The organism is Gordonia sp. (in: high G+C Gram-positive bacteria), from assembly GCF_012515855.1.
Lineage (GTDB): Bacteria > Actinomycetota > Actinomycetes > Mycobacteriales > Mycobacteriaceae > Gordonia.
Genome location: NZ_JAAYXO010000045.1, coordinates 1 through 18,936 on the forward strand (window position 1 = coordinate 1; position 18,936 = coordinate 18,936).

Consider the following 18,936-nt stretch of genomic DNA (forward strand, 5'->3'; position numbering starts at 1 on the left):
TCCGAACCCGGAAGCTAAGCCCACCTGCGCCGATGGTACTGCACTGTAATGGGTGTGGGAGAGTAGGACACCGCCGAACACAAATTTACAGGGAGCCCCTGACCACTCGTTGGTCAGGGGCTTCCCTGATTTGCCACCGCGGAGCGATACGCTTCGATGATGACGGTGAGCGACCGGGTTGAAGAAGGCCTCGGCGGACAGTCGAGTGTTTCGACTCTCGAGCTGTTCTTCGATTTGGTGTTCGTCTTCGTCATCACGCAGCTCACGAGCTCGTTCTCGGAGGCCCCGTCGGCTTCTTCACCATTGCGCTGTCGGTGCCGGACGCCATCCATGGAAACGGTCGGGTCTTCGGCTGGGCCCTGGCGGGCATCGTGATGGTGCATGCGGTGGCCTTCCGGGTGGCGGGTGGCGAGTCGTCTGCGCGCGCGATCGTGCGCCTCCTACCGGTGAACCTCGCGGCGGCGATCCTCGTCGTGATCGGCGGATACGCGCACGGCACCATGGTCTACGCGTGGTGGGGCGGCGCTGTCGCTCTGCTGCTGCTGATTCCGTCGAGGACGAGGAACGACCGAGGGTTCGTCGTCCGGCCGGAGCACTTCTGCGATCGACATTCGGCGGTGTTGATCATCGCGATCGGTGAATCCATCGTCGGTGTCGGAGCGGGTTTGGCGGGCATCGAGATGGATCTGACGTTCTTTGTCGAGGTCGGGCTCGGATTGAGCTTGTGCTACGTGCTGTGGTGGGCGTTCTTCGGCGCGGACGATGAGCGGGGAATGGCGGCGATGAAGCGACTCTCGCTCGCAGAACGCAGTCGGCCGGCACTGATGGCGTACGGGTATGCGACTATCCCGATGCTCCTGGGCCTTCTCTTTGCCGCTGCCGGTCTGGGAATGACTATCTCGCATAGCGGCGAGGAGGCGACGTGGGCTCAGGTAGCGGTGACAACGATTCCGTTGGGCGCCATCGGCCAGGTGTGGATGCAACTGGTGGCGATCCTGGTCTTCGTCTATGCGGTGATCATCGTGGATGACTTCTGGATGCGGAAGTCCGGCGAGCACTCGCATTACCTCTGATTCCCGGTGCACCGGATGACGCGAAGGCATGCAGTCGCGTTAGACTGGCGGCCGTGCGTCTTGTGATTGCCGATTGCCAGGTGGACTACGTTGGTCGCCTCACCGCTCATCTTCCGATGGCGAAGCGTTTGATACTCGTCAAATCCGATAATTCAGTGAGCATCCACGCCGATGACCGTGCTTATAAGCCGCTGAACTGGATGAGTCCGCCCTGCTGGATGGTCGAGGAACCGCCGGCGGAAGCCGCGACGGGCATCGAGGCCGTCTGGGTGGTCGAGAACAAGGCGGGGGAGCAGCTCCGCATCAGCATCGCCGGCATTCACCACGATTCGAGTCATGAGCTCGGGCTGGATCCGGGCCTGGTGAAGGACGGCGTCGAGGCGCACCTGCAGGAACTGCTCGCCGAGCACATCGAGACGCTCGGCGTCGGCTACACCCTGATTCGCCGCGAGTACATGACGGCGATCGGCCCGGTCGACATCCTGTGCCGCGACGCCGACGGCCAGACGGTCGCGGTCGAGATCAAGCGCCGCGGGGAGATCGACGGCGTGGAGCAGCTCACCCGCTACCTTGACTTGCTGAACCGAGATTCGACGATCGCCCCCGTCGCGGGCGTCTTTGCCGCACAGGCGATCAAACCGCAGGCCAAGACCCTCGCGAACGATCGTGGAATCCGTTGCGTCGTCCTCGATTACGACAAACTGCGCGGCACCGAGGACAACGAGTTCAGACTCTTCTGATCAGGCGCTGGCCTGGTCGTCGGCCGCCTCATCGGTCTTGCGCTGATCGCGTCCGCCGTTTCCATAGCGGTCATTCTGGTACTCGTCTTCGGAGTACTCGCCCTTGATCGCGCCCAGCACGTCGGTGCTCTCCGCGGGTGTCAGGTCGTCGGCGGTGAAACGATCACGGCCCACGAGGTTCCGATTGAGCAGCGAGAGATCGTCGTCCTGAGTCAGCGAGACGAGGTCGTTCTCTTCGTCGGACAGAGCCAGAGCCGCAGGCAGATCGGTGAGGTGCTGACGCAGCGCGTCGAGGTGGTCCAGGATCTGAGTGTGGGCGTCCTTGGCCGAGCCCGCGAGTTCCCGCGAGCGAGCCAGACGGTTCATCGCGATGTTATGGGCGGCACCGCGGAGGCGTGCGGCGTCGTCCTCGGCCGCAGCGATGATCTCCAGGGCACGACGGCGGGCGTCTTCGGCATCGCGCTCGGACTTCTCGGCGCGGTCCTGCGCAGCGGCGTCGATCTCGGCGGCGCGCTTCTCCGCGTCGGTGATCAGGGTGTCGGCGTGCTCCTGCGCCAGTTCCTTGGTGCGGGTGGCCGCAGCTGCTGTTTCGGCACGAACGTCCTCGGCGTCCTGGCGTGCCACTGACAGTGTCTCGTCGGCCTCTTCGCGTGCATTCGCACGGACCTCGGACGCCTCGTCTGTGGCCAGCTGAAGCATGCGAGAGACGCGGTCGGACATGCCGGCGACCGTCGTCGGGGGAACCGAGAGGGTGTTGACCTCTTCTTGCAGCGAGCGGATTCGACGACGCGCATCGTCGAGATGGCCCTGAAGTTCGTCGGCGCTGGCATGTGCCGAGTCGCGGTCGGAGGCCATCATTCGGAGCTCGGCGTCGAGTCGGCGGATGTGGTCGGTGACCTGGTCGCGGTCGTAACCGCGCATCACGATGGGGAAGTGGCTTTGGCGATGTCCGGGGGCTGACATGGGGTCAGTCTATGACCGATTAGCGAACGATTGGGGCAGGGCGGCCGGGGTGTCGAGACCGATTTGGTAACGAACCCCGGCAGCGTGCCGCTGTGTGTCGATCTCGGCGGGCCCGATAGGGCCGAGGGGCTCGTGTGCGCTCAGTGCGACGCGGCGGGCTCGACGAGCTCCAGAAGGACTCCGCCGGCGTCCTTCGGGTGGACGAAGTTGATGCGGGAGTCAGCGGTGCCGCGCTTGGGCTGCGGGTACAGCAGGCGAACGCCCGCTGCGGTGAGTCGCTTGGCGACCTCGTCGAGATCGGTCACCCGCACGGCCATCTGCTGCATCCCGGGGCCGCTGCGGCCGATGAACTTGGCAATGGTCGATTCCTCGTTCAGTGGCATCAGCAACTGGATCATGGTGTCGCCGCCGCGGGGGCCGACCATCGCCTCGCGGACGCCCTGCTCCTCGTTCACTTCCTCGTGCTGGTTGATGAAACCGAAGTTGTCGAGCCACCAGGCTGCGGCGGTGTCGAGGTCGGGCACGGCGAGTCCGACGTGGTCGATCGCGGTCACCAGATCGCCGATAGCGGTCAGAGCACTGCTTTCGGTGGCGTTTGTCACTTCATTCGATGAGGAGTTAGTCATTCCATAACGGTAGCGTTGATAGTGGTGGGGTGCCGCATCGCGGCCGCCCCGGAGCACGATTCGCAGCGTCGGCGAGCCGCCGTGGACCCGCTGCCGCAAGCCTAGGAGCTGATACATGTCCGAGAACACCACCGTCATCGTTTCCGGTGCACGCACCGCGCAGGGCCGCCTCATGGGCTCGCTTAAGAACTTCTCCGCCGTCGACCTCGGCGCCGTCGCCGTCAAGGGCGCGCTGGAGAAGGGTAACGTCGACCCGTCGAACGTCGACTACGTCATCATGGGCCAGGTCCTGACCGCAGGTGCGGGCCAGATGCCCGCTCGCCAGACGGCCGTGAAGGCCGGCATCGGCTGGGACGTCCCGGCGCTGTCGATCAACAAGATGTGCCTGTCCGGCATCGACGCGATCGCGCTCGCCGATCAGCTGATTCGCGCCGGTGAGTTCGACTGCGTGGTCGCCGGCGGCCAGGAGTCGATGACTCAGGCTCCGCACGTGCTGCCCGGCTCCCGCTGCGGCTTCAAGTACGGCAACACCGAGCTGGTCGACCACATGGCGTACGACGGCCTGCACGACGTGTTCACCGATCAGCCGATGGGCGCGCTCACCGAGCAGGGCAACGACACCGACGGCTTCACCCGCGAAGAGCAGGACGAGTTCGCAGCGCGCAGCCATCGTCTGGCCGCTGAGGCGATTGCCAAGGGCGTCTTCGCCGACGAGATCGTGCCGGTCGAGATCCCGCAGCGCAAGGGCGACCCGATTCAGTTCGTGACCGACGAGGGCGTGCGCGCCGAGACGACCGCAGAGTCGCTCGCCGGTCTGCGTCCCGCTTTCCGCAAGGACGGCACCATCACCGCGGGCAGCTCCTCGCAGATCTCCGACGGCGCGTGCGCCGTCGTCGTGATGAGCAAGGCCAAGGCGGAGGAGCTCGGTCTGTCCTGGCTGGCCGAGATCGGCGCCCACGGCGTCGTCGCCGGCCCGGACTCGACCCTGCAGGAGCAGCCTGCCAACGCGATCAAGAAGGCGTGCGAGCGCGAGGGCATCGCCCCTGCCGACCTCGACCTGTTGGAGATCAACGAGGCCTTCGCGGCTGTCGGACTGGCATCGACTCGCAGCCTCGGGGTCGATCCCGCCAAGGTCAACGTCAACGGCGGCGGCATCGCGCTCGGCCACCCGATCGGAACCTCCGGCGCGCGCATCACGCTGCACCTGGTCCTCGAGCTGATCCGCCGCGGCGGCGGCGTCGGCGTGGCAGCCCTCTGCGGCGCAGGCGGACAGGGCGACGCCCTGATCGTGCGCGTTCCGAAGGCGTGATCGGGATGAAGGAAGCTTTCGACATCTCCACCGCCGCCAAGCGCTTCCGGATGATCGCCGTCATCGAGGCGATCACCTGGGGCCTGCTCATCATCGGCATGGGCGTGAAGTACGGCGCAGGCATCGACTCGGCGACCATGATTCCGGGTGCGCTGCACGGTGCCGCGTTCGTCGTCTACCTGATCGTGACGCTCATGTCGGCACGCACGCTGAAGTGGGACTTCAAGGTCCTCGCCCTTGCGCTCATCGCGTCGGTCCCGCCGTTCTTCACGGTGTGGTTCGAGCAGTGGGCCAAGAAGAACGGGCACCTCGGCGAACTGTCCGACTCGGAGTTCGCGGCGCCGGAGGATCGTGACACACTGAAGGTGTGAGCACACCTTCCCGACACCCGGATCCAGCCAGCGCCGCGATCGCCATGGCCGGCGCCGTCGATCTCTCCGTCTTGAAGGAGCGGGCCGAGGCTCAGCGCATTGCTGAGTCGCGGCCCGCTTCGTCGTCTCCGCAGCCCTCGGGAGCCGATGGAACCGGCGGCGGTGCCGTGATCGACGTGACCGAGATCGACTTCGAAGAGCAGATCGTTCAGCGGTCGCTGCAGCAGCTGGTGGTCGTCGACCTGTGGGCGGAGTGGTCGGAGCCGAGCCACCAGTTGTCGCCGACGCTGGCGAAGCTCGCCGGCGAGTCCGGGGGCCGATGGGTCCTCGCGCGGGTCAACGTCGATGTCAGTCCGCGGATCGCGCAGGCCTTCGGCGTCCAGTCGGTGCCGATGGTGATCGCGTTGGTCGGCGGTCAGCCGGTCGCCGCGTTCAACGGGGCGCAGCCGGAGGCGGAGATTCGCGGCTGGCTCGATGAGATCTTCGCCAAGGCCGGACACCTGTTGCCCGAGGTCGCAGGCGGCGAGCCGACGGACGAACCCGAACGGGACCCGCGGATGGTGGCCGCGGAGGAACTGATGAACTCCGGTGACATCGACGGCGCCCTCGACGCCTACCGGGCGATCCTCGCGCTGGAACCGGACAACGTCGAAGCCAAGTCGGTGATCGGAAACCTGGAGTTCGTGACTCGTGCGCAGGCGCACGATCCGGCCGTCGTGACCAACGCCGAACCCGGCGACGTGGACGCGCAGTTGGCCGCCGCCGACGTGCTGCTGCTGGGCCAGCGTCCCGACGCCGCGTTCGACCGCATCATCGAAGTCATCAAGCTGACGCGGGACGAGGAGCGCGGTCGCGCACGCGCGCGGTTGCTGGAACTGTTCGAACTCTTCGATCCGGCCGAGCCGTTCGTGGTCGCTGCTCGTCGGAAGCTGGCGACGGCGCTGTACTAGCCGGGCCGTGCCGCGGCTGGTCGGCGGTTACCGTGCCGGGGTGAAGAACACCGCTGACGCGGCGGGCAGGGTGATCGTCGCGCTGTAGGGACGGCCGTGGCTCGGTTCGTCGACGGCGACGATCTGTCCGAGATTGCCGATGCCGTGGCCGCCGTACTCGGTGGCCGCGGTGTTGAGGATCTCGCGCCACACGCCGCGGACGGGAAAGCCGAGGCGATAGCCGTACAGATCGCGGTCGGAGAAGTTGAAGACGCAGGCCACGAGCTCGCCCTCGGTCCGCGCGTGTTCGTCCGAGCGCCGCAGAAAGCCGATGACGGTGTTTCGCAGATCGCGGGCGTCGAGCCAGTCGAACCCGCGAGCGTCGCCGTCCATCCGGTGCATCGCGGGCAGCGCGGCGTGCAGGCGGGCCAGATCGCCCGCGGCGAGCGCGATGCCGTCGTCGCGACGCTCCCAGTCGAGGCCGCGGTCGTCGGCCCATTCGTGCTCCTGGCCGAACTCCTGACCCATGAACAGCAACTTCTTGCCCGGGTGCGCCCACTGGAACGCGAGGGTCAGGCGGACATGCGCGGGGCGATCGCAGCCGTCGGGGATCCGGGTGATCAATGTTCCCTTGCCGTGGACCACCTCGTCGTGGCTGATCGGCAGCACGTAGTTCTCGGCGGTCGCGTGCGTGAGCGAGAACGCGACGTGCTCCTGCACCTCCGCACGACGATCCGGCGGACGGGAGACGAACGACAGGAGGTCGTGCATCCAGCCGAGGTTCCATTTGAAGTCGAACCCGAGACCACCGTGCCCGGTGGCGGTGGTGACGCCCGGCCACGCCGTCGACTCCTCGGCGATCATCAGTGCTCCGGGACAGACGGTGTGGACGGTGTCGTTGAGGGTGCGGAGGAAGTCGACGGCTTCGTCGTTCTCGTTGGTCCCGCGAGCGTTGGGACGCCATTGGCCGTCGCCGCGCGAATAGTCGAGGTACAGCATGGAGGCGACGGCGTCGACCCGGAGCCCGTCGAGATGGAACTCGGTGCACCAGTAGACGGCGCTGGCGACGAGGAAGTCGCGGACCTCGGGTCGGCCCAGGTTGAACGCGTACGTGCCCCAGTCGGGCTGCTCGCGGCGCAGCGGGTCGGCGTGCTCGTACAGTGGCGTGCCGTCGAACTCGCCGAGCGCGAACGGGTCTTTGGGGAAGTGCGCGGGAACCCAGTCGAGAATGACGGCGATGCCGCGCGAGTGCAGGTGGTCGACGAAGAAGCGGAGGTCGTCCGCCGACCCCCAGCGTCCGCTGCAGGCGAAGTAGGAGCTCACCTGGTAGCCCCATGAGCCGCCGTACGGGTGTTCGGTGACCGGCATCAGCTGGACGTGGGTGAAGCCGAGTTCGGCGACGTAGTCGGCGAGCTCCAGCGCGGCGGCGCGATAGCCGAGGCCTGTGCGCCAGGATCCGAGGTGGACTTCGTAGATCGACATCGGCTCGGTGGCCGGGTTCCGCAGCGGTCGCGACGCTTGCCACCGGTCGTCGGTCCAGCGGAACGACGAGGGCGGCGCGATGATCGAGGCGGTCTCGGGTGGGAGTCCGGCTTCGCGGGCCACTGGATCGGCCTTGTCGCGCACCTGGCCGTCGGCACCGACGATGCGGTACTTGTACGCCATTCCCGCGCGGGCCTCGTCGACGACCGCGGTCCAGACTCCGTCCGATCCGGGTTGCATGGCATGTGTCGAGCCGTCCCAGTCGTCGAACTCACCGAAGACGGTGACCGATCGGGCGTTGGGCGCCCACACCGCGAACGCGGTCCCCGTGGGGCCGGGATGCGCGCCGAGCCGCAGCCAGAGCGGTTCGCCGTCGGAGCCGACGGTCAGCACAGAGAACTCCGCTTCAAGATCGAGCGGCACCGGTGGTGAGACGCGACAGCGCAGCCCGAACCGCCTTCGGGTCGGTGGTTCGCCAGAACGGGGGCAGACCGGCCATCAGGTAGCCCGCGTAACGGGCGGTGGCCAGGCGCGAGTCGAGCACCGCGACCACCCCGCGGTCGTCGGTGGACCGCAGCAGTCGGCCCGCGCCCTGCGCCAGGAGCAGTGCCGCGTGGTTGGCGGAGACCGTCAGGAATCCGTTGCCGCCGCGGGCGTCGACGTCGCGCTGTCGTGCCGAGAGCAGCGGATCGTCGGGCCGGGGGAAGGGAATGCGGTCGATCATCACCAGCCGCAACGACGGCCCGGGGACGTCGACGCCCTGCCATAGCGACAGCGTGCCGAACAGGCAGGTGGCTTCGTCGGCCGCGAACTTCTCGATGAGCGCCGACGTCGTATCGTCGCCCTGGCAGAGGATGGGGAAGCCGACGCGCTCGCGGAGCTTCTCGCTGGCCTCCTTGGCGGCGCGCATCGACGAGAAGAGCCCCAGGGTACGACCGCCGGCGGCGTTCATCAGGTCCACCATCTCGTCCAGCGTGCCCTCGGCGATGCCGTCGCGCCCGGGGGCGCGCAGATGCTTGCCGACGTAGAGGATGGCCGAGCGCGGATAGTCGAACGGGCTGCCCGCGTCCATGCCACGCCACCCGGCGGCGTCGATGTCCCCGACGGTCCCGTCCTTGCCGGGACTGCCGCCGTGCGCGGGGAGGCCCCACGTGCGGGCCAGGGCGTCGAAGTTGCCGCCGATGGTGAGGGTTGCGGAGGTCAGGATCACCGTGGAATCGGTGAAGAGCGACGTCCGCAACAGCCCGGCCACCGACAGCGGCGCGATGCGCAGCACTTTCTTGACGGTGCTGCGGAAGCGGTCGGCCGACAACCAGACCACGTCGTGACGCTTGGTGATGTCCGCTTCGCCGAACACGGTGAGCACGCGAACCACGGCATCGTGCAGCGAGTCGGTGGCGCTCAGCGCCATCTGCCTCGCGGCTGCGGCTTCGGGATCAGATCCGGCCTGCGGGGCCGGTCCGACCGCGTTGCGGGCGTTCCACAGGCGGTCGCGGAGCGACGCCAGGATCAGCGGGGCGCCGGTGGGCAGGCGCGTCCACTCGCCTTCGGGCGAGTCCTCGAGCAACTGCTCGAGTTGCTCGCCTGCGCCGACCAGGGCGTCGGCGGTCTCGTCGTCGATCAGCTTGCCGAGGCGACGGGCCACCTGGGAGACGCCCGCGGCGGAGATCTCCTCGGTGGTCACCGAGGTGATGCGGTCCACCAGCTCGTGCGCCTCGTCGATCACCACGACGCGATGCTCGGGGAGGATCGTCGCCGGGCTCATGGCGTCGATGGCGAGCATGGCGTGATTGGTGACGACGATGTCGGACGCTCCCGCCTTCTTGCGCGCCAGTTCGGCGAAGCAGTCGTCGCTGTAGGGACAGTTGTTGGCGCCGAGGCATTCGCGCGAGGACACGCTGACCTGCCGCCACGATTGGTCGCTGACACCGGGGGAGAGGTCGTCGCGGTCGCCGGTCTCGGTGTCGGACGTCCACTCGCGCAGGCGGGTCACCTCGCGGCCCATCCGCGAGAGGTCGAAGGCGTCGAACAGTTCCGCGCCGGGGTCCTCGTCGGCCACGCCGGAGTGCACCTTGTTGAGGCAGAGGTAGTTGGCGCGGCCCTTGAGGATCGCGAACGACGGTTCACGGTCGAGCGGTGTCGTGAGGGCCTTGGCGAGGCGCGGGAGGTCGCGTTCGGTGAGCTGGCGCTGCAGGGCGATGGTGGCGGTCGAGACCACGACGGTCTCGTTGGAGTCGACCGCGTGGCGCATCGCGGGAACCAGGTACGCCAGCGATTTGCCGGTTCCGGTGCCCGCCTGGACGGCGAGGTGGTGGCCGCCGTCGATTGCTTCGCCGACTGCCTCGGCCATCGCCAGTTGGCCGTCGCGCTGAGTGCCGCCGAGCGAGGCTACGGCGGCGGTGAGCAGTTCGGGGACACTCGGAACGCTCACCGCTGCGCGGTGTCTTCGGCAGGAATGCCCGTGTGGGTCAGCGTGCCGACCAACTCGACGCCTGCATCCCGCAGCGCGTCGAGTGCGGTCGCGGTGGTCGTCTCGGCGACGGCAGCGGTGTAGTCGAGCAGCACGCGGGTGGTGAAACCGGCATCCGCGGCATCGACGGCCGTGGCGCGCACGCAGTGGTCGGTCGCGATGCCGACGACGTCCACGTCGGTGACGCCGCGGGCGGTGAGCCATTCCGACAGCCCGGTTCCGTCGGCGTCGACGCCTTCGAATCCCGAGTACGCCGCGGAGTATTCACCCTTGGAGAAGACGTCCTGCATCGGGGCGATCTCGAGGTCGGGGTGGAAGTCGACGCCGGGGGTGCCGACGCGGCAGTGCGGGGGCCACGAGTCGACGAAGTCGGGCTCGTCGGAGAAGTGCGAGCCGGGATCGACGTGGTAGTCGCGGGTCGCGACGACGACGGGATAGTCGACGGGCAGGGCGTTGATCGCCGCGGCGACGGCGTTGCCGCCGGTGACACCGAGCGCTCCGCCTTCGCAGAAGTCGTTCTGCACGTCGACCACGATCAGGGCGCGGACCTTCATCGACTCTCCGGTTCGTTCAGATAGCGGGTGGGGATGGCGGGATCGCCGTGGCTGAGCCCCAGCCCTTCCCACGGCAGGGTCACGAGACCGTGCGCCACGTGCCTGCGGGATTCCTCCAGTGTAGGCAGTCCCTCGACTCGCTCGCCGTCCCGGACGAGCGGGATCTGGAGTTCGGTGACGTCGAGCCCGTCTGTTCCGGGAACGCTCTGTCCGCGAGCGGAATCGCGCAGCAGGATCTCTTCGACGATGGTGCCGGTGGAGCGGGCGGCACGGACCGCGCGCTTGGCGCCCCCGTGGCTCTCCTTGCGGCTCGACCGCTTGGCGACCGGGATTCCGTCCACCTCGACGAGCTTGTAGACCATTCCCGCGGTGGGGGAGCCGCTGCCGGTGACCAGCGACGTGCCGACACCGTAGAGGTCGACGGGCTCGGCGCGCAGCGAGGCGATGGCGTACTCGTCGAGGTCGCCCGACACCACGATCTTGGTGCCCGTGGCGCCGAGGTCGTCGAGTTGCTGCCGCACCTGCCGAGCCAGGACCCCGAGATCGCCGGAGTCGATCCGGACGGCGCCGAGTTCCGGTCCCGCGACCTCGATCGCGTTCTGGACGCCGGTCGTGATGTCGTAGGTGTCGACCAGCAGGGTGGTGCCGACGCCGAGGGCCGCCACCTGCGCGGCGAAGGCTGCGCGTTCGTCGCTGCCGTCGGCGTTCGCGAACGACAGGGTGAAGGCGTGGGCCGCGGTTCCGGCGCTCGGGACGCCGTAGGTGCGGGCGGCCTCGAGATTGCTTGTGTGGTCGACACCCGCCAGGTAGGCCGCGCGTGCGGAGGCGACGGCGGCCTGTTCGTGGGTGCGACGTCCGCCCATTTCGATGACCGGACGACCCGCCGCGGCATTCACCATGCGCGCGGCGGCCGACGCGACGGCGCTGTCGTGGTTGAGGATCGAGAGGATCAGCGTCTCCAGGATGACGCCCTCGGCGAATCCGCCGCGCACGGTCAGAATCGGCGATCCCGGGAAGTACAGCTCGCCTTCGCGGTATCCGTCGATCTGGCCGTTGAACCGGTACTCGGCCAGCCAATCGAGGGTGTCGGCATCGAGGATGGGCCGCAGCGACGCGAGCTCCTCCTCACCGAACCGGAACTTCTCCAAAGCGTCGAGAACCCGGCCCGTGCCTGCGACGACGCCGTAGCGGCGACCGTCTGGCAGGCGGCGGGCGAACACCTCGAAGACGCAGCTGCGGTCGGTCGTCCCCGCTCGGAGGGCGGCCGACAGCATGGTCAGCTCGTATTGATCGGTCAGCAGCGCGGTACTGGTCACCTTCGCTACCCTATTACTCATGGCGCTGGATGAGGCGACACCAGGTACCAGTACCGGTACCGCGGTGGCAGAACCCGAGGTGGTCCACGACCGTCCGTGGGTGACGTTGGTGTGGGACGACCCGGTGAACTTGATGAACTATGTCGCCTACGTCTTTCAGAAGATCTTCGGCTACTCCGAGGAGAAGTCCAAGGCTCTGATGATGCAGGTGCACACCGAAGGCAAGGCGGTCGTCTCCAGCGGCGACCGCGCGAAGATCGAGGCCGACGTCCGCAAGCTGCATGCGGCCGGCCTGTGGGCGACGATGCAGCACGACTCCTGATGCGGACCTGGCGTCGCACCGGGAGCGGTGACGAGGTTCGGATCTGCTCGAACCTCGAGACCTACGAGTGCCAGTTGCTGGCGTCGATGGTCGAGTCGATCACCGAACTGCTGTCCGAGCGGGCCGACACGGCGCCGCGCGACGCGCTGTCGGAGCTGACGGGCATCGCGACCGGGCACAGTCGTGCTCCGGACGATGTGACCCTCGGTCGGCTGCTGCCCGACTTCCATCGTCCCGACCAGGAACCCGAACTGGTGGCCGGGCCAATCGCGAGTGACCTCAATGGGGGCCTGCGCAGCGTCAACGAACCGCACATCATCGACGCGAAACTGGCCGCCGCGCGCGTGGTGCTCGAGACCCTGCCGAGCGGCGGCGGCGACGTCGCGCTCACCGAGTCGCAAGCCGACGGCTGGCTCACCGCGCTCACCGACATCCGGCTGGCACTCGGCGCGATGCTGGGGATCACCGACGAGCCGTCGAAGTTGCCGCCGGATCATCCGCACGCCGCCCACCAGGACATCTACGACTGGCTCGCGGTGGTGCAGGGACTGCTGGTCGAGGCGCTGATGGCGAATGAGTGGACGCAGCCCGACGAAGGACTTCCCGACGAGGGCGTTCAGGGCGAGTGGGGACAGGACGGTTGGTGACGGATGGCGATCTCATCGTCGGCAGGTAATCGCATCAGTGAGGTCGCCGGGATCACGGTGGGGCACCACCATCGACTCGACGACGACGTGGTCCTCGCCACCGCGACCGAACCCGGCAGCGGGTGGGCCACCGGCGTCACCGTCGTCCGGCTGCCGCAGGGCGCCACCACGGCGGTCGACGTGCGCGGCGGCGGACCCGGTACGCGGGAGACCGATCTGCTGGATCCGGTGAACACGGTGCGCGGGGCCGACGCGATCGTGCTGGCGGGCGGCAGCGCGTACGGGTTGGCCGCGGCCGACGGCGTGATGCTCGGTCTGGAGGCGACGGGCACCGGTCTGCCGATGGATCGGCAGGGACACGTGGTGCCGATCGTGCCCGCCGCGGTGATCTTCGACCTCCCCGTCGGACGGTGGGAGAACCGGCCGACCGCAGAGTTCGGCGCCAAGGCATTGGCCGACGCTCGCGAGGTCTTCTCGATCGGCACCGTCGGCGCCGGTGTCGGCGCACGCGCCGGAGCGTTGAAGGGTGGCGTGGGGACCGCGTCGATCACCATTCCGAAGGGGCCTGCGCTGGGTCTGACCGTCGGGGCGGTAGTGGTCGCGAACCCGGTCGGCGGCGTCGTCGACCCGACCACCGGCCTGCCCTGGGGCGCCGACGACCTCGACGTGCACCGGCTGCGCGCTCCCAAACAGTTGGAGGTGAAGAAGCTCGCCGAGCTCACCGCCAAGGGGACCGTCCTCAACACGACGATCGGCGTCATCGCCACGGATGCCACGCTGTCGGTCGCCAATACCAAGCGGCTGGCGATGGCGGGGCACGACGGACTGGCCCGAGCCGTGCGTCCGGCGCACTCTCCGCTCGACGGCGACACCCTGTTCGCGGTCGCGACCGGCGAGAAGCAGCCCGAGCCCAGCACGGCCATCGAGGTGCCGATCGGCATGGACCAGGAGACGCCAGTCGTCGCCGCACTCGCCGAGGCCGCGGCGACGGTGGTGCAGCGCGCCATCGTCTCGGCTGTGGTCTCGGCATCCAGCGTCGCGGGCATCCCCGCCTATCGCGACGTGCTGTTCTCCGCGTTCGGCGAGTAGCTCTACCAGTGAAGGGATTGTCATGAGCAGCGGTCTGCCCCTGCCTTCGCCGTCTCCCGCGCCCTCGTCGCCGATGCCGAAGTGGAAGCGGTCGGGCGTCACGCTGATCGGGATCGTCGTGTTGCTGGTGGTGATCGAAGCGGTCGACGTCGGGATGAACGACAAGCTGAATCAATACGGCATCGTGCCGCGCCGGGTCTCCGGACTCGACGGCATTCTCTGGGCGCCGTTCCTCCACGCGGACTTCGCGCACCTGATCGGCAACCTGATTCCCGGCGTGGTGCTCGGCTTCCTGCTGCTGATGGCCGGTCGGTTCCTGAGCGTGACCGCGGTGGTGTGGGTGGTCAGCGGTTTCGGTGTCTGGCTCACGGCGCCCGCCGGTTCGGTGACGATCGGAGCGTCGGGGATCGTTTTCGGCTGGTTGGCCTATCTGTTGGTGCGAGGTCTATTCAACCGCGACGTCTGGCAGGTGCTCGGCGGGGTGATCCTCCTGGCGGTCTACGGTGGAATCCTGTGGGGCGTGCTGCCGCAGGGCGGCGGCATGTCGTGGCAGGGGCATCTGTTCGGCGCCGCCGGCGGCGTGCTGGCGGCCTGGATGCTCAGCGACCGCGCCAAGAACGCCCGTCCAGAACTCAGCGCCCGTCCAGAACTCAAGGGAGGCTCGCAATAACCGAGCAGGGAACCGGTCCGATCGGCATCTTCGATTCGGGCGTCGGCGGGCTCACCGTTGCGCGCGCGATCATCGATCAGCTCCCGGACGAGGACATCATCTACATCGGCGACACCGCCAACGGGCCGTACGGTCCGCTCACGATTCCGGAGATCCGGAAGCACGCGCTGGCCATCGGCGACGAACTCGTCACCCGCGGGGTCAAGGCCATCGTCATCGCCTGCAACACCGCGTCCGCGGCCTGCCTGCGAGACGCACGCGAGCGGTACGCACCGATCCCGGTGATCGAAGTGATCCTTCCCGCTGTGCGGCGTGCCGTGGTCGCGACCAAGACCGGCCGCATCGGCGTCATCGGCACCGAGGCCACGATCGCCTCGCGCGCCTACCAGGACTCGTTCGCCGCAGCACGCGATGTGGAGATCACGGCGGTGGCCTGCCCGCGTTTCGTCGACTTCGTGGAGCGGGGGGTCACCAGCGGCCGCCAGATCCTCGGTCTCACCCAGGGATACCTGGAACCGCTGCAGGAGGCGGACGTCGACACCGTCGTGCTCGGCTGTACGCACTACCCGTTGCTGTCCGGAGTGATCCAGTTGGTGATGGGCGACCAGGTGACGCTGGTTTCGAGTGCGGAGGAGACCGCCAAGGACACGTTCAAGGTGCTGACCGAGACTGACGCCCTGCATCCGCACGGCGATCGTCAGGCGCGTCGATTGTTCTCTGCCACAGGCGATCCCGATTCCTTCCGCAAATTGTCGACGCGATTCCTCGGGCCGTCGGTCGGGCACGTCGAACATTTCTGATGCTGCGGATGTGGCGTTGAGCACGGTCCGATGAGGGCAACTCGCGTGTCACAGGTCGTCGGATTGATGCCGGTTTTTCGAATCCGCATGGCAGAGTGTTTTGCATGCGTTTGACGGTGCTCGGGTGTTCAGGGAGCGTTAACGGTCCCGGTGCTCCCTGTTCGGGGTACCTGGTCCAGGCCGATGGTCATCGGCCGGTGTTGATCGACTGCGGACACGGTGTGTTCGGTGAACTCCTGCAGCATGCGAACCCCAACGAGGTGGCCGTTCTCCTCAGCCATCTGCATGCCGACCACTGCATGGATCTGCCTGCGATGCTGGTCTGGCGGCGGTGGTCGCCCGAGCCCGCGACCGAGCGATCGCTGCTCTACGGTCCGGCCGGTACCGCCGTCCGGATCGGGGCCGGCGCGTCGGAGTATCCGGGGGAGATCGACGATCTGTCGGACACCTACGACGTCCGGGAGTGGGTCGACCGCGAAGCCGTCGAGATCCACGGACTCCTCATCGAGCCGTACAAGGTGAATCATCCGCCCTCCACATTCGGTTTCCGCATCACCGGCGCCGACGGCGAGGTGCTGGTCTACAGCGGCGACACGGGGATCTGCGACGAGGCCGTCGAGCTCGCACGAGATGCCGACCTGTTCCTCTGCGAGGCGTCGTGGACCCACGCCCCGGGCCTGCGTCCCGAGGGCCTCCACCTCTCCGGCGTCGAGGCCGGACAGATCGCCACCCGCGCGGGCGTGCGTTCCCTGGCGCTGACCCACGTGGTGCCGTGGACCGATTCCGACGCGATCCTCGACGAGGCGTCCGGCGAGTACGCCGGCCCGCTCCAACTCGTCCACCAGGGCCAGGTCATCGAGGTCCGCAAACCGATCTGACGGTCGTGCGGCGTCTTTCGCCCGCATCCGCGTAATCCGCCGAGATCCGCGTGCTTCGTGCGTCCGCGGATACCGGGGAACTACGCGGATGTGGTTGCTCAAGTAAGGTCGAGGGCGTGACTTCACGAGCAGACGGTAGGGCCGACGACGAACTCCGGCCGATCAAGTTCACCCGCGGTTTCACCTCGCACCCGGCGGGCTCGGTGCTGGTCGAGTTCGGGAACACTCGCGTCATGTGCACGGCCAGCGTCACCGAGGGCGTGCCGTCGTGGCGTCGCGGATCGGGCCTGGGCTGGCTGACCGCCGAGTACTCCATGCTCCCGGCTGCGACGCACGAGCGTTCCAAGCGTGAATCGGTGCGAGGCAAGATCGGTGGTCGTACCCACGAGATCAGCCGGCTGATCGGCCGCTCGCTGCGCGCGTGCATCGACCTCGCGGCCCTGGGCGAGAACACCATCGCGATCGACTGTGACGTGCTGCAGGCCGACGGCGGCACTCGGACCGCAGCGATCAGCGGCGCGTACGTCGCCCTGGCTGACGCGGTGACCTACCTGGCCGCGGCGGGCAAGCTGGCCGACCCGCAGCCGCTGTCGTGCATCATCGCCGGCGTGAGCGTCGGTGTGGTCGACGGCCGGGTTCGCCTCGACCTGCCGTACGAGGAGGACTCCCGCGCCGAGGTCGACACCAACGTGGTCGCCACTGACGCGGGAACCCTGGTCGAGGTGCAGGGCACCGGCGAAGGCGCGACCTTCCCGCGCGCGACGCTCGACAAGATGCTCGACGTCGCCTGCGCGGGCATCGACCAGATAGTGGCGGCGCAGCGCGAGGTGCTGGCGCAGCCGTACCCGGGCACCCTGCCGACCCCGTGACGTCGAAGATCCTGCTGGCATCGGGCAATGCCAAGAAGCTCGCCGAGTTGCGGCGGGTGGTGGAGGCCGCGGGCATCACCGGGCTCGAGGTGCTGGGGCTGGCAGACGTGGAGCCGTACCCGGAACCGGTCGAGGACGGCGCGACCTTCGAGGACAACGCGCTGATCAAGGCTCGGGTGGCCGCGCAGAAGTCGGGGCTGCCGTCGTTGGCCGACGACTCGGGACTGACGGTGGACGCCCTCAACGGCATGCCCGGCGTGCTCTCGGCGCGATGGAGCGGCGGCAAGGGCGATCAGGCCAACAACGACCTGCTGCTGGCCCAGCTCAGCGACGTGCCGGACTCCCGCCGCGGCGCGGCGTTCGTCTCGGTGTGCGCGCTGGTGCTGCCGGACGGCGGCGAGACCGTGGTCCGCGGGGAGTGGCGAGGGACGGTGGTCCGTGAGGAACGCGGCGCCAACGGCTTCGGCTACGACCCCCTGTTCATCCCGGCCGACGACGTCGCGCAAGGCCGCAGTTCCGCGGAACTGGCGGCGGAGGAGAAGGACGCGCTGAGCCACCGGGGCAAGGCGTTGGCGCAGTTGGTACCCGCGCTGCGAGCCCTCGCGCAGTAACCGAACCCAGCGACAGGAGTTTCCCGATGACGACCTTCGACGACGCCGTGATCGGTGCGGTCACCCGCCACATGAACGACGACCACGCCGACGGCAACCTGCTGATCGTGCGCGCTTTCGCCGAGCCGGAGGCCACCGCCGCGCGCATGACCGGGCTCGACTCAGAGTTCGGTGACTGGGTCGCGACCGTTGACGGCGTCGAGCGCGCCGTGCGGATCGCCTGGCCGGAGGCGCTCACCGATCGCGCGTCGATCCGTCACCAGGTGGTGGTGCTGAACAACGCCGCGGCCGAGCGGTTGGGCGTCGAGATCAGCGATCACTGATCGAGCTTGTAGTCCTTCTTCACCTCAACGGTGCGGATGTGCTCGAACCAGAACGACAGGAACGGGATGGTGCCCGCGACGGCGGTCGCCAGCAGCTTCTGCCACGGCCAACGGACCTTGATGGAGAGGTCGACGGTGCAGATCAGGTAGACGAAGTAGATCCAGCCGTGCGCGATGCCCACCCAACCGAAGCCGCCGACGTCGAAGCCGTACTTCGCGATCATCTCAGCGACGAGCATGAGCAGCCAGACACCGGTGACCCACGCGAGCACCCGGTAGCGGAACAGTGCGCTGCGGATCTGCTCGATGCTCGCGGTCGGGCTGCCCTGCGGGGCGTCGGTGGTGGACTTGGCAGTCTCGGTCACGTCGGGGTCCTTCATCAATCGTGCGTGGGGTGCTTGTCGAGCTCGGCCAGGTACCTGTTGTAGGCGGCCATGTCGTCGTCGGGAGCGGCGTCCAGAATCGCAGAGACCGAAGGATCGGCGCTGGTCGGACGCTCGGGGAGTACTCCGGCGGGGATCTCAGTGGGCTCATCGGTGCGTTCGGCATCGGGGTCGGCCTCCATCACCACGAAGCGGCGATAGGCGTAGACGACGGCGATGGCGAAGGCGGGCCACTGCAGTGCGTAGCCGAGGTTCTGGCCGGTGCCGGACGCGGATTCGTATCGACCCCACTGCCACCAGGCGAGGGCCATGCACGCCACTGCTGCGACCGTCACCAGCACGATGAGCGCAGGCCGGTGTCGGCGAGTAGGCGTCGAGGGGGAGTGGTCCACACTTCGACGGTACCTGTTTGCGCTCGGTTCCCGAGATTCTGGACGGACGCCCAGGCTGTGCCGTTGGCCACCCTTCTGTTTTAATTAGCCAAGCCTAAACTTAGGTAGAACGTGTCGCG

The 18,936-nt window shown here is 68.0% G+C and carries 21 protein-coding genes and 1 pseudogene; 14 read left to right on the plus strand and 8 right to left on the minus strand.

Annotated features, from left to right (window positions below):
• Window positions 1–159: 159 nt before the first annotated feature.
• Together GX543_RS02860 and nucS are read left to right on the plus strand one after the other, a co-directional pair.
• A pseudogene (locus GX543_RS02860) lies at window positions 160–1,073 on the plus strand (low temperature requirement protein A).
• 53 nt (window positions 1,074–1,126) lie between these two features.
• A complete protein-coding gene (nucS, locus tag GX543_RS02865) occupies window positions 1,127–1,813 on the plus strand; it encodes an endonuclease NucS (RefSeq protein WP_290849660.1) in 687 nt (228 codons plus the stop codon).
• Here the strand turns inward: nucS and GX543_RS02870 are convergent, their stop codons facing one another.
• Complete coding sequence (locus GX543_RS02870; protein ID WP_290849661.1) at window positions 1,814–2,776, minus strand: hypothetical protein; 963 nt, start codon at window positions 2,774–2,776, stop codon at window positions 1,814–1,816. It abuts the gene before it with no gap.
• Between the two features lie 140 nt (window positions 2,777–2,916).
• Complete coding sequence (mce, locus tag GX543_RS02875; RefSeq protein WP_290849662.1) at window positions 2,917–3,402, minus strand: methylmalonyl-CoA epimerase; 486 nt, start codon at window positions 3,400–3,402, stop codon at window positions 2,917–2,919.
• 115 nt (window positions 3,403–3,517) lie between these two features.
• Here mce and GX543_RS02880 point away from each other — a divergent pair, with 115 nt between their 5' ends.
• Genes GX543_RS02880 through GX543_RS02890 form a run of 3 tightly spaced genes read left to right on the plus strand, consistent with a single transcriptional unit; the run spans window position 3,518 to window position 6,032 of the window.
• Window positions 3,518–4,711, plus strand: a complete 1,194-nt coding sequence (locus GX543_RS02880) for an acetyl-CoA C-acetyltransferase (RefSeq protein ID WP_290849663.1) — start codon at window positions 3,518–3,520, stop codon at window positions 4,709–4,711.
• Window positions 4,712–4,716: 5 nt separating this feature from the next.
• A complete protein-coding gene (locus GX543_RS02885; RefSeq protein WP_290849664.1) occupies window positions 4,717–5,082 on the plus strand; it encodes a DUF3817 domain-containing protein in 366 nt (121 codons plus the stop codon).
• Window positions 5,083–5,120: 38 nt separating this feature from the next.
• A complete protein-coding gene (locus tag GX543_RS02890) occupies window positions 5,121–6,032 on the plus strand; it encodes a tetratricopeptide repeat protein (protein WP_290849692.1) in 912 nt (303 codons plus the stop codon).
• Window positions 6,033–6,059: 27 nt separating this feature from the next.
• On the opposite strand, the gene glgB is transcribed toward GX543_RS02890, so the two are convergent.
• From glgB to GX543_RS02910, 4 genes are read right to left on the minus strand one after another with little or no spacing between them, the layout of a single operon-like run.
• Complete coding sequence (gene glgB, locus GX543_RS02895; protein ID WP_290849665.1) at window positions 6,060–7,916, minus strand: 1,4-alpha-glucan branching protein GlgB; 1,857 nt, start codon at window positions 7,914–7,916, stop codon at window positions 6,060–6,062.
• Window positions 7,900–9,924, minus strand: coding sequence for an ATP-dependent DNA helicase (locus tag GX543_RS02900; RefSeq protein ID WP_290849666.1), 2,025 nt, complete (start codon window positions 9,922–9,924; stop codon window positions 7,900–7,902). The genes glgB and GX543_RS02900 overlap by 17 nt, the downstream gene beginning before the upstream one ends.
• Window positions 9,921–10,517, minus strand: coding sequence for an isochorismatase family protein (locus GX543_RS02905; protein ID WP_290849667.1), 597 nt, complete (start codon window positions 10,515–10,517; stop codon window positions 9,921–9,923). The genes GX543_RS02900 and GX543_RS02905 overlap by 4 nt, the downstream gene beginning before the upstream one ends.
• Complete coding sequence (locus GX543_RS02910; RefSeq protein ID WP_290849668.1) at window positions 10,514–11,833, minus strand: nicotinate phosphoribosyltransferase; 1,320 nt, start codon at window positions 11,831–11,833, stop codon at window positions 10,514–10,516. The genes GX543_RS02905 and GX543_RS02910 overlap by 4 nt, the downstream gene beginning before the upstream one ends.
• Before the next feature lie 19 nt (window positions 11,834–11,852).
• Here GX543_RS02910 and clpS point away from each other — a divergent pair, with 19 nt between their 5' ends.
• From clpS to GX543_RS02955, 9 genes are all read left to right on the plus strand, one after another.
• Window positions 11,853–12,155 (plus strand): ATP-dependent Clp protease adapter ClpS, encoded by a 303-nt coding sequence (clpS, locus tag GX543_RS02915; protein WP_290849669.1) that lies wholly within the window; start codon window positions 11,853–11,855, stop codon window positions 12,153–12,155.
• Window positions 12,155–12,802, plus strand: a complete 648-nt coding sequence (locus GX543_RS02920; protein WP_290849694.1) for a DUF2017 domain-containing protein — start codon at window positions 12,155–12,157, stop codon at window positions 12,800–12,802. The genes clpS and GX543_RS02920 overlap by 1 nt, the downstream gene beginning before the upstream one ends.
• A 3-nt stretch (window positions 12,803–12,805) precedes the next feature.
• Window positions 12,806–13,891 (plus strand): P1 family peptidase, encoded by a 1,086-nt coding sequence (locus GX543_RS02925; RefSeq protein WP_290849670.1) that lies wholly within the window; start codon window positions 12,806–12,808, stop codon window positions 13,889–13,891.
• Between the two features lie 73 nt (window positions 13,892–13,964).
• The gene (locus GX543_RS02930) at window positions 13,965–14,561 is read left to right on the plus strand and encodes a rhomboid family intramembrane serine protease (protein ID WP_290849696.1); all 597 of its coding nucleotides are present in this window, start codon (window positions 13,965–13,967) and stop codon (window positions 14,559–14,561) included.
• A complete protein-coding gene (gene murI, locus GX543_RS02935; RefSeq protein ID WP_290849697.1) occupies window positions 14,558–15,361 on the plus strand; it encodes a glutamate racemase in 804 nt (267 codons plus the stop codon). Before GX543_RS02930 ends, murI begins: the two co-directional genes overlap by 4 nt.
• Window positions 15,362–15,465: 104 nt before the next feature.
• Window positions 15,466–16,239: a cyclic nucleotide-degrading phosphodiesterase gene (locus GX543_RS02940; RefSeq protein WP_290849672.1), complete on the plus strand. Its 774-nt coding sequence runs from the start codon at window positions 15,466–15,468 to the stop codon at window positions 16,237–16,239.
• Between the two features lie 116 nt (window positions 16,240–16,355).
• The gene (rph, locus tag GX543_RS02945; protein WP_290849673.1) at window positions 16,356–17,108 is read left to right on the plus strand and encodes a ribonuclease PH; all 753 of its coding nucleotides are present in this window, start codon (window positions 16,356–16,358) and stop codon (window positions 17,106–17,108) included.
• The gene (gene rdgB, locus GX543_RS02950; RefSeq protein WP_290849674.1) at window positions 17,105–17,719 is read left to right on the plus strand and encodes an RdgB/HAM1 family non-canonical purine NTP pyrophosphatase; all 615 of its coding nucleotides are present in this window, start codon (window positions 17,105–17,107) and stop codon (window positions 17,717–17,719) included. Before rph ends, rdgB begins: the two co-directional genes overlap by 4 nt.
• Before the next feature lie 26 nt (window positions 17,720–17,745).
• The gene (locus tag GX543_RS02955) at window positions 17,746–18,042 is read left to right on the plus strand and encodes a DUF2470 domain-containing protein (RefSeq protein WP_290849675.1); all 297 of its coding nucleotides are present in this window, start codon (window positions 17,746–17,748) and stop codon (window positions 18,040–18,042) included.
• Here GX543_RS02955 and GX543_RS02960 read toward each other — a convergent pair.
• Window positions 18,036–18,407 carry a DUF3817 domain-containing protein gene (locus GX543_RS02960; protein ID WP_290849677.1) on the minus strand — a complete coding sequence of 124 codons (372 nt, stop codon included), beginning with the start codon at window positions 18,405–18,407 and terminating at the stop codon, window positions 18,036–18,038. The two genes, GX543_RS02955 and GX543_RS02960, sit on opposite strands and share 7 nt — an antisense overlap.
• Window positions 18,408–18,421: 14 nt before the next feature.
• A complete protein-coding gene (locus tag GX543_RS02965; RefSeq protein WP_290849679.1) occupies window positions 18,422–18,817 on the minus strand; it encodes a transcriptional regulator in 396 nt (131 codons plus the stop codon).
• Window positions 18,818–18,936 lie beyond the last annotated feature (119 nt).

Bases quoted from the DNA above. Each gene is read 5' to 3' on its own strand.
- GX543_RS02870 (WP_290849661.1), bottom strand. From the start codon at position 2,776: ATGTCAGCCCCCGGACATCGCCAAAGCCACTTCCCCATCGTGATGCGC.
- mce (WP_290849662.1), bottom strand. From the start codon at position 3,402: ATGACTAACTCCTCATCGAATGAAGTGACAAACGCCACCGAAAGCAGT.
- GX543_RS02880 (WP_290849663.1), top strand. From the start codon at position 3,518: ATGTCCGAGAACACCACCGTCATCGTTTCCGGTGCACGCACCGCGCAG.
- GX543_RS02885 (WP_290849664.1), top strand. From the start codon at position 4,717: ATGAAGGAAGCTTTCGACATCTCCACCGCCGCCAAGCGCTTCCGGATG.
- GX543_RS02905 (WP_290849667.1), bottom strand. From the start codon at position 10,517: ATGAAGGTCCGCGCCCTGATCGTGGTCGACGTGCAGAACGACTTCTGC.
- clpS (WP_290849669.1), top strand. From the start codon at position 11,853: ATGGCGCTGGATGAGGCGACACCAGGTACCAGTACCGGTACCGCGGTG.
- GX543_RS02920 (WP_290849694.1), top strand. From the start codon at position 12,155: ATGCGGACCTGGCGTCGCACCGGGAGCGGTGACGAGGTTCGGATCTGC.
- GX543_RS02925 (WP_290849670.1), top strand. From the start codon at position 12,806: ATGGCGATCTCATCGTCGGCAGGTAATCGCATCAGTGAGGTCGCCGGG.
- GX543_RS02930 (WP_290849696.1), top strand. From the start codon at position 13,965: ATGCCGAAGTGGAAGCGGTCGGGCGTCACGCTGATCGGGATCGTCGTG.
- GX543_RS02940 (WP_290849672.1), top strand. From the start codon at position 15,466: ATGCGTTTGACGGTGCTCGGGTGTTCAGGGAGCGTTAACGGTCCCGGT.
- GX543_RS02955 (WP_290849675.1), top strand. From the start codon at position 17,746: ATGACGACCTTCGACGACGCCGTGATCGGTGCGGTCACCCGCCACATG.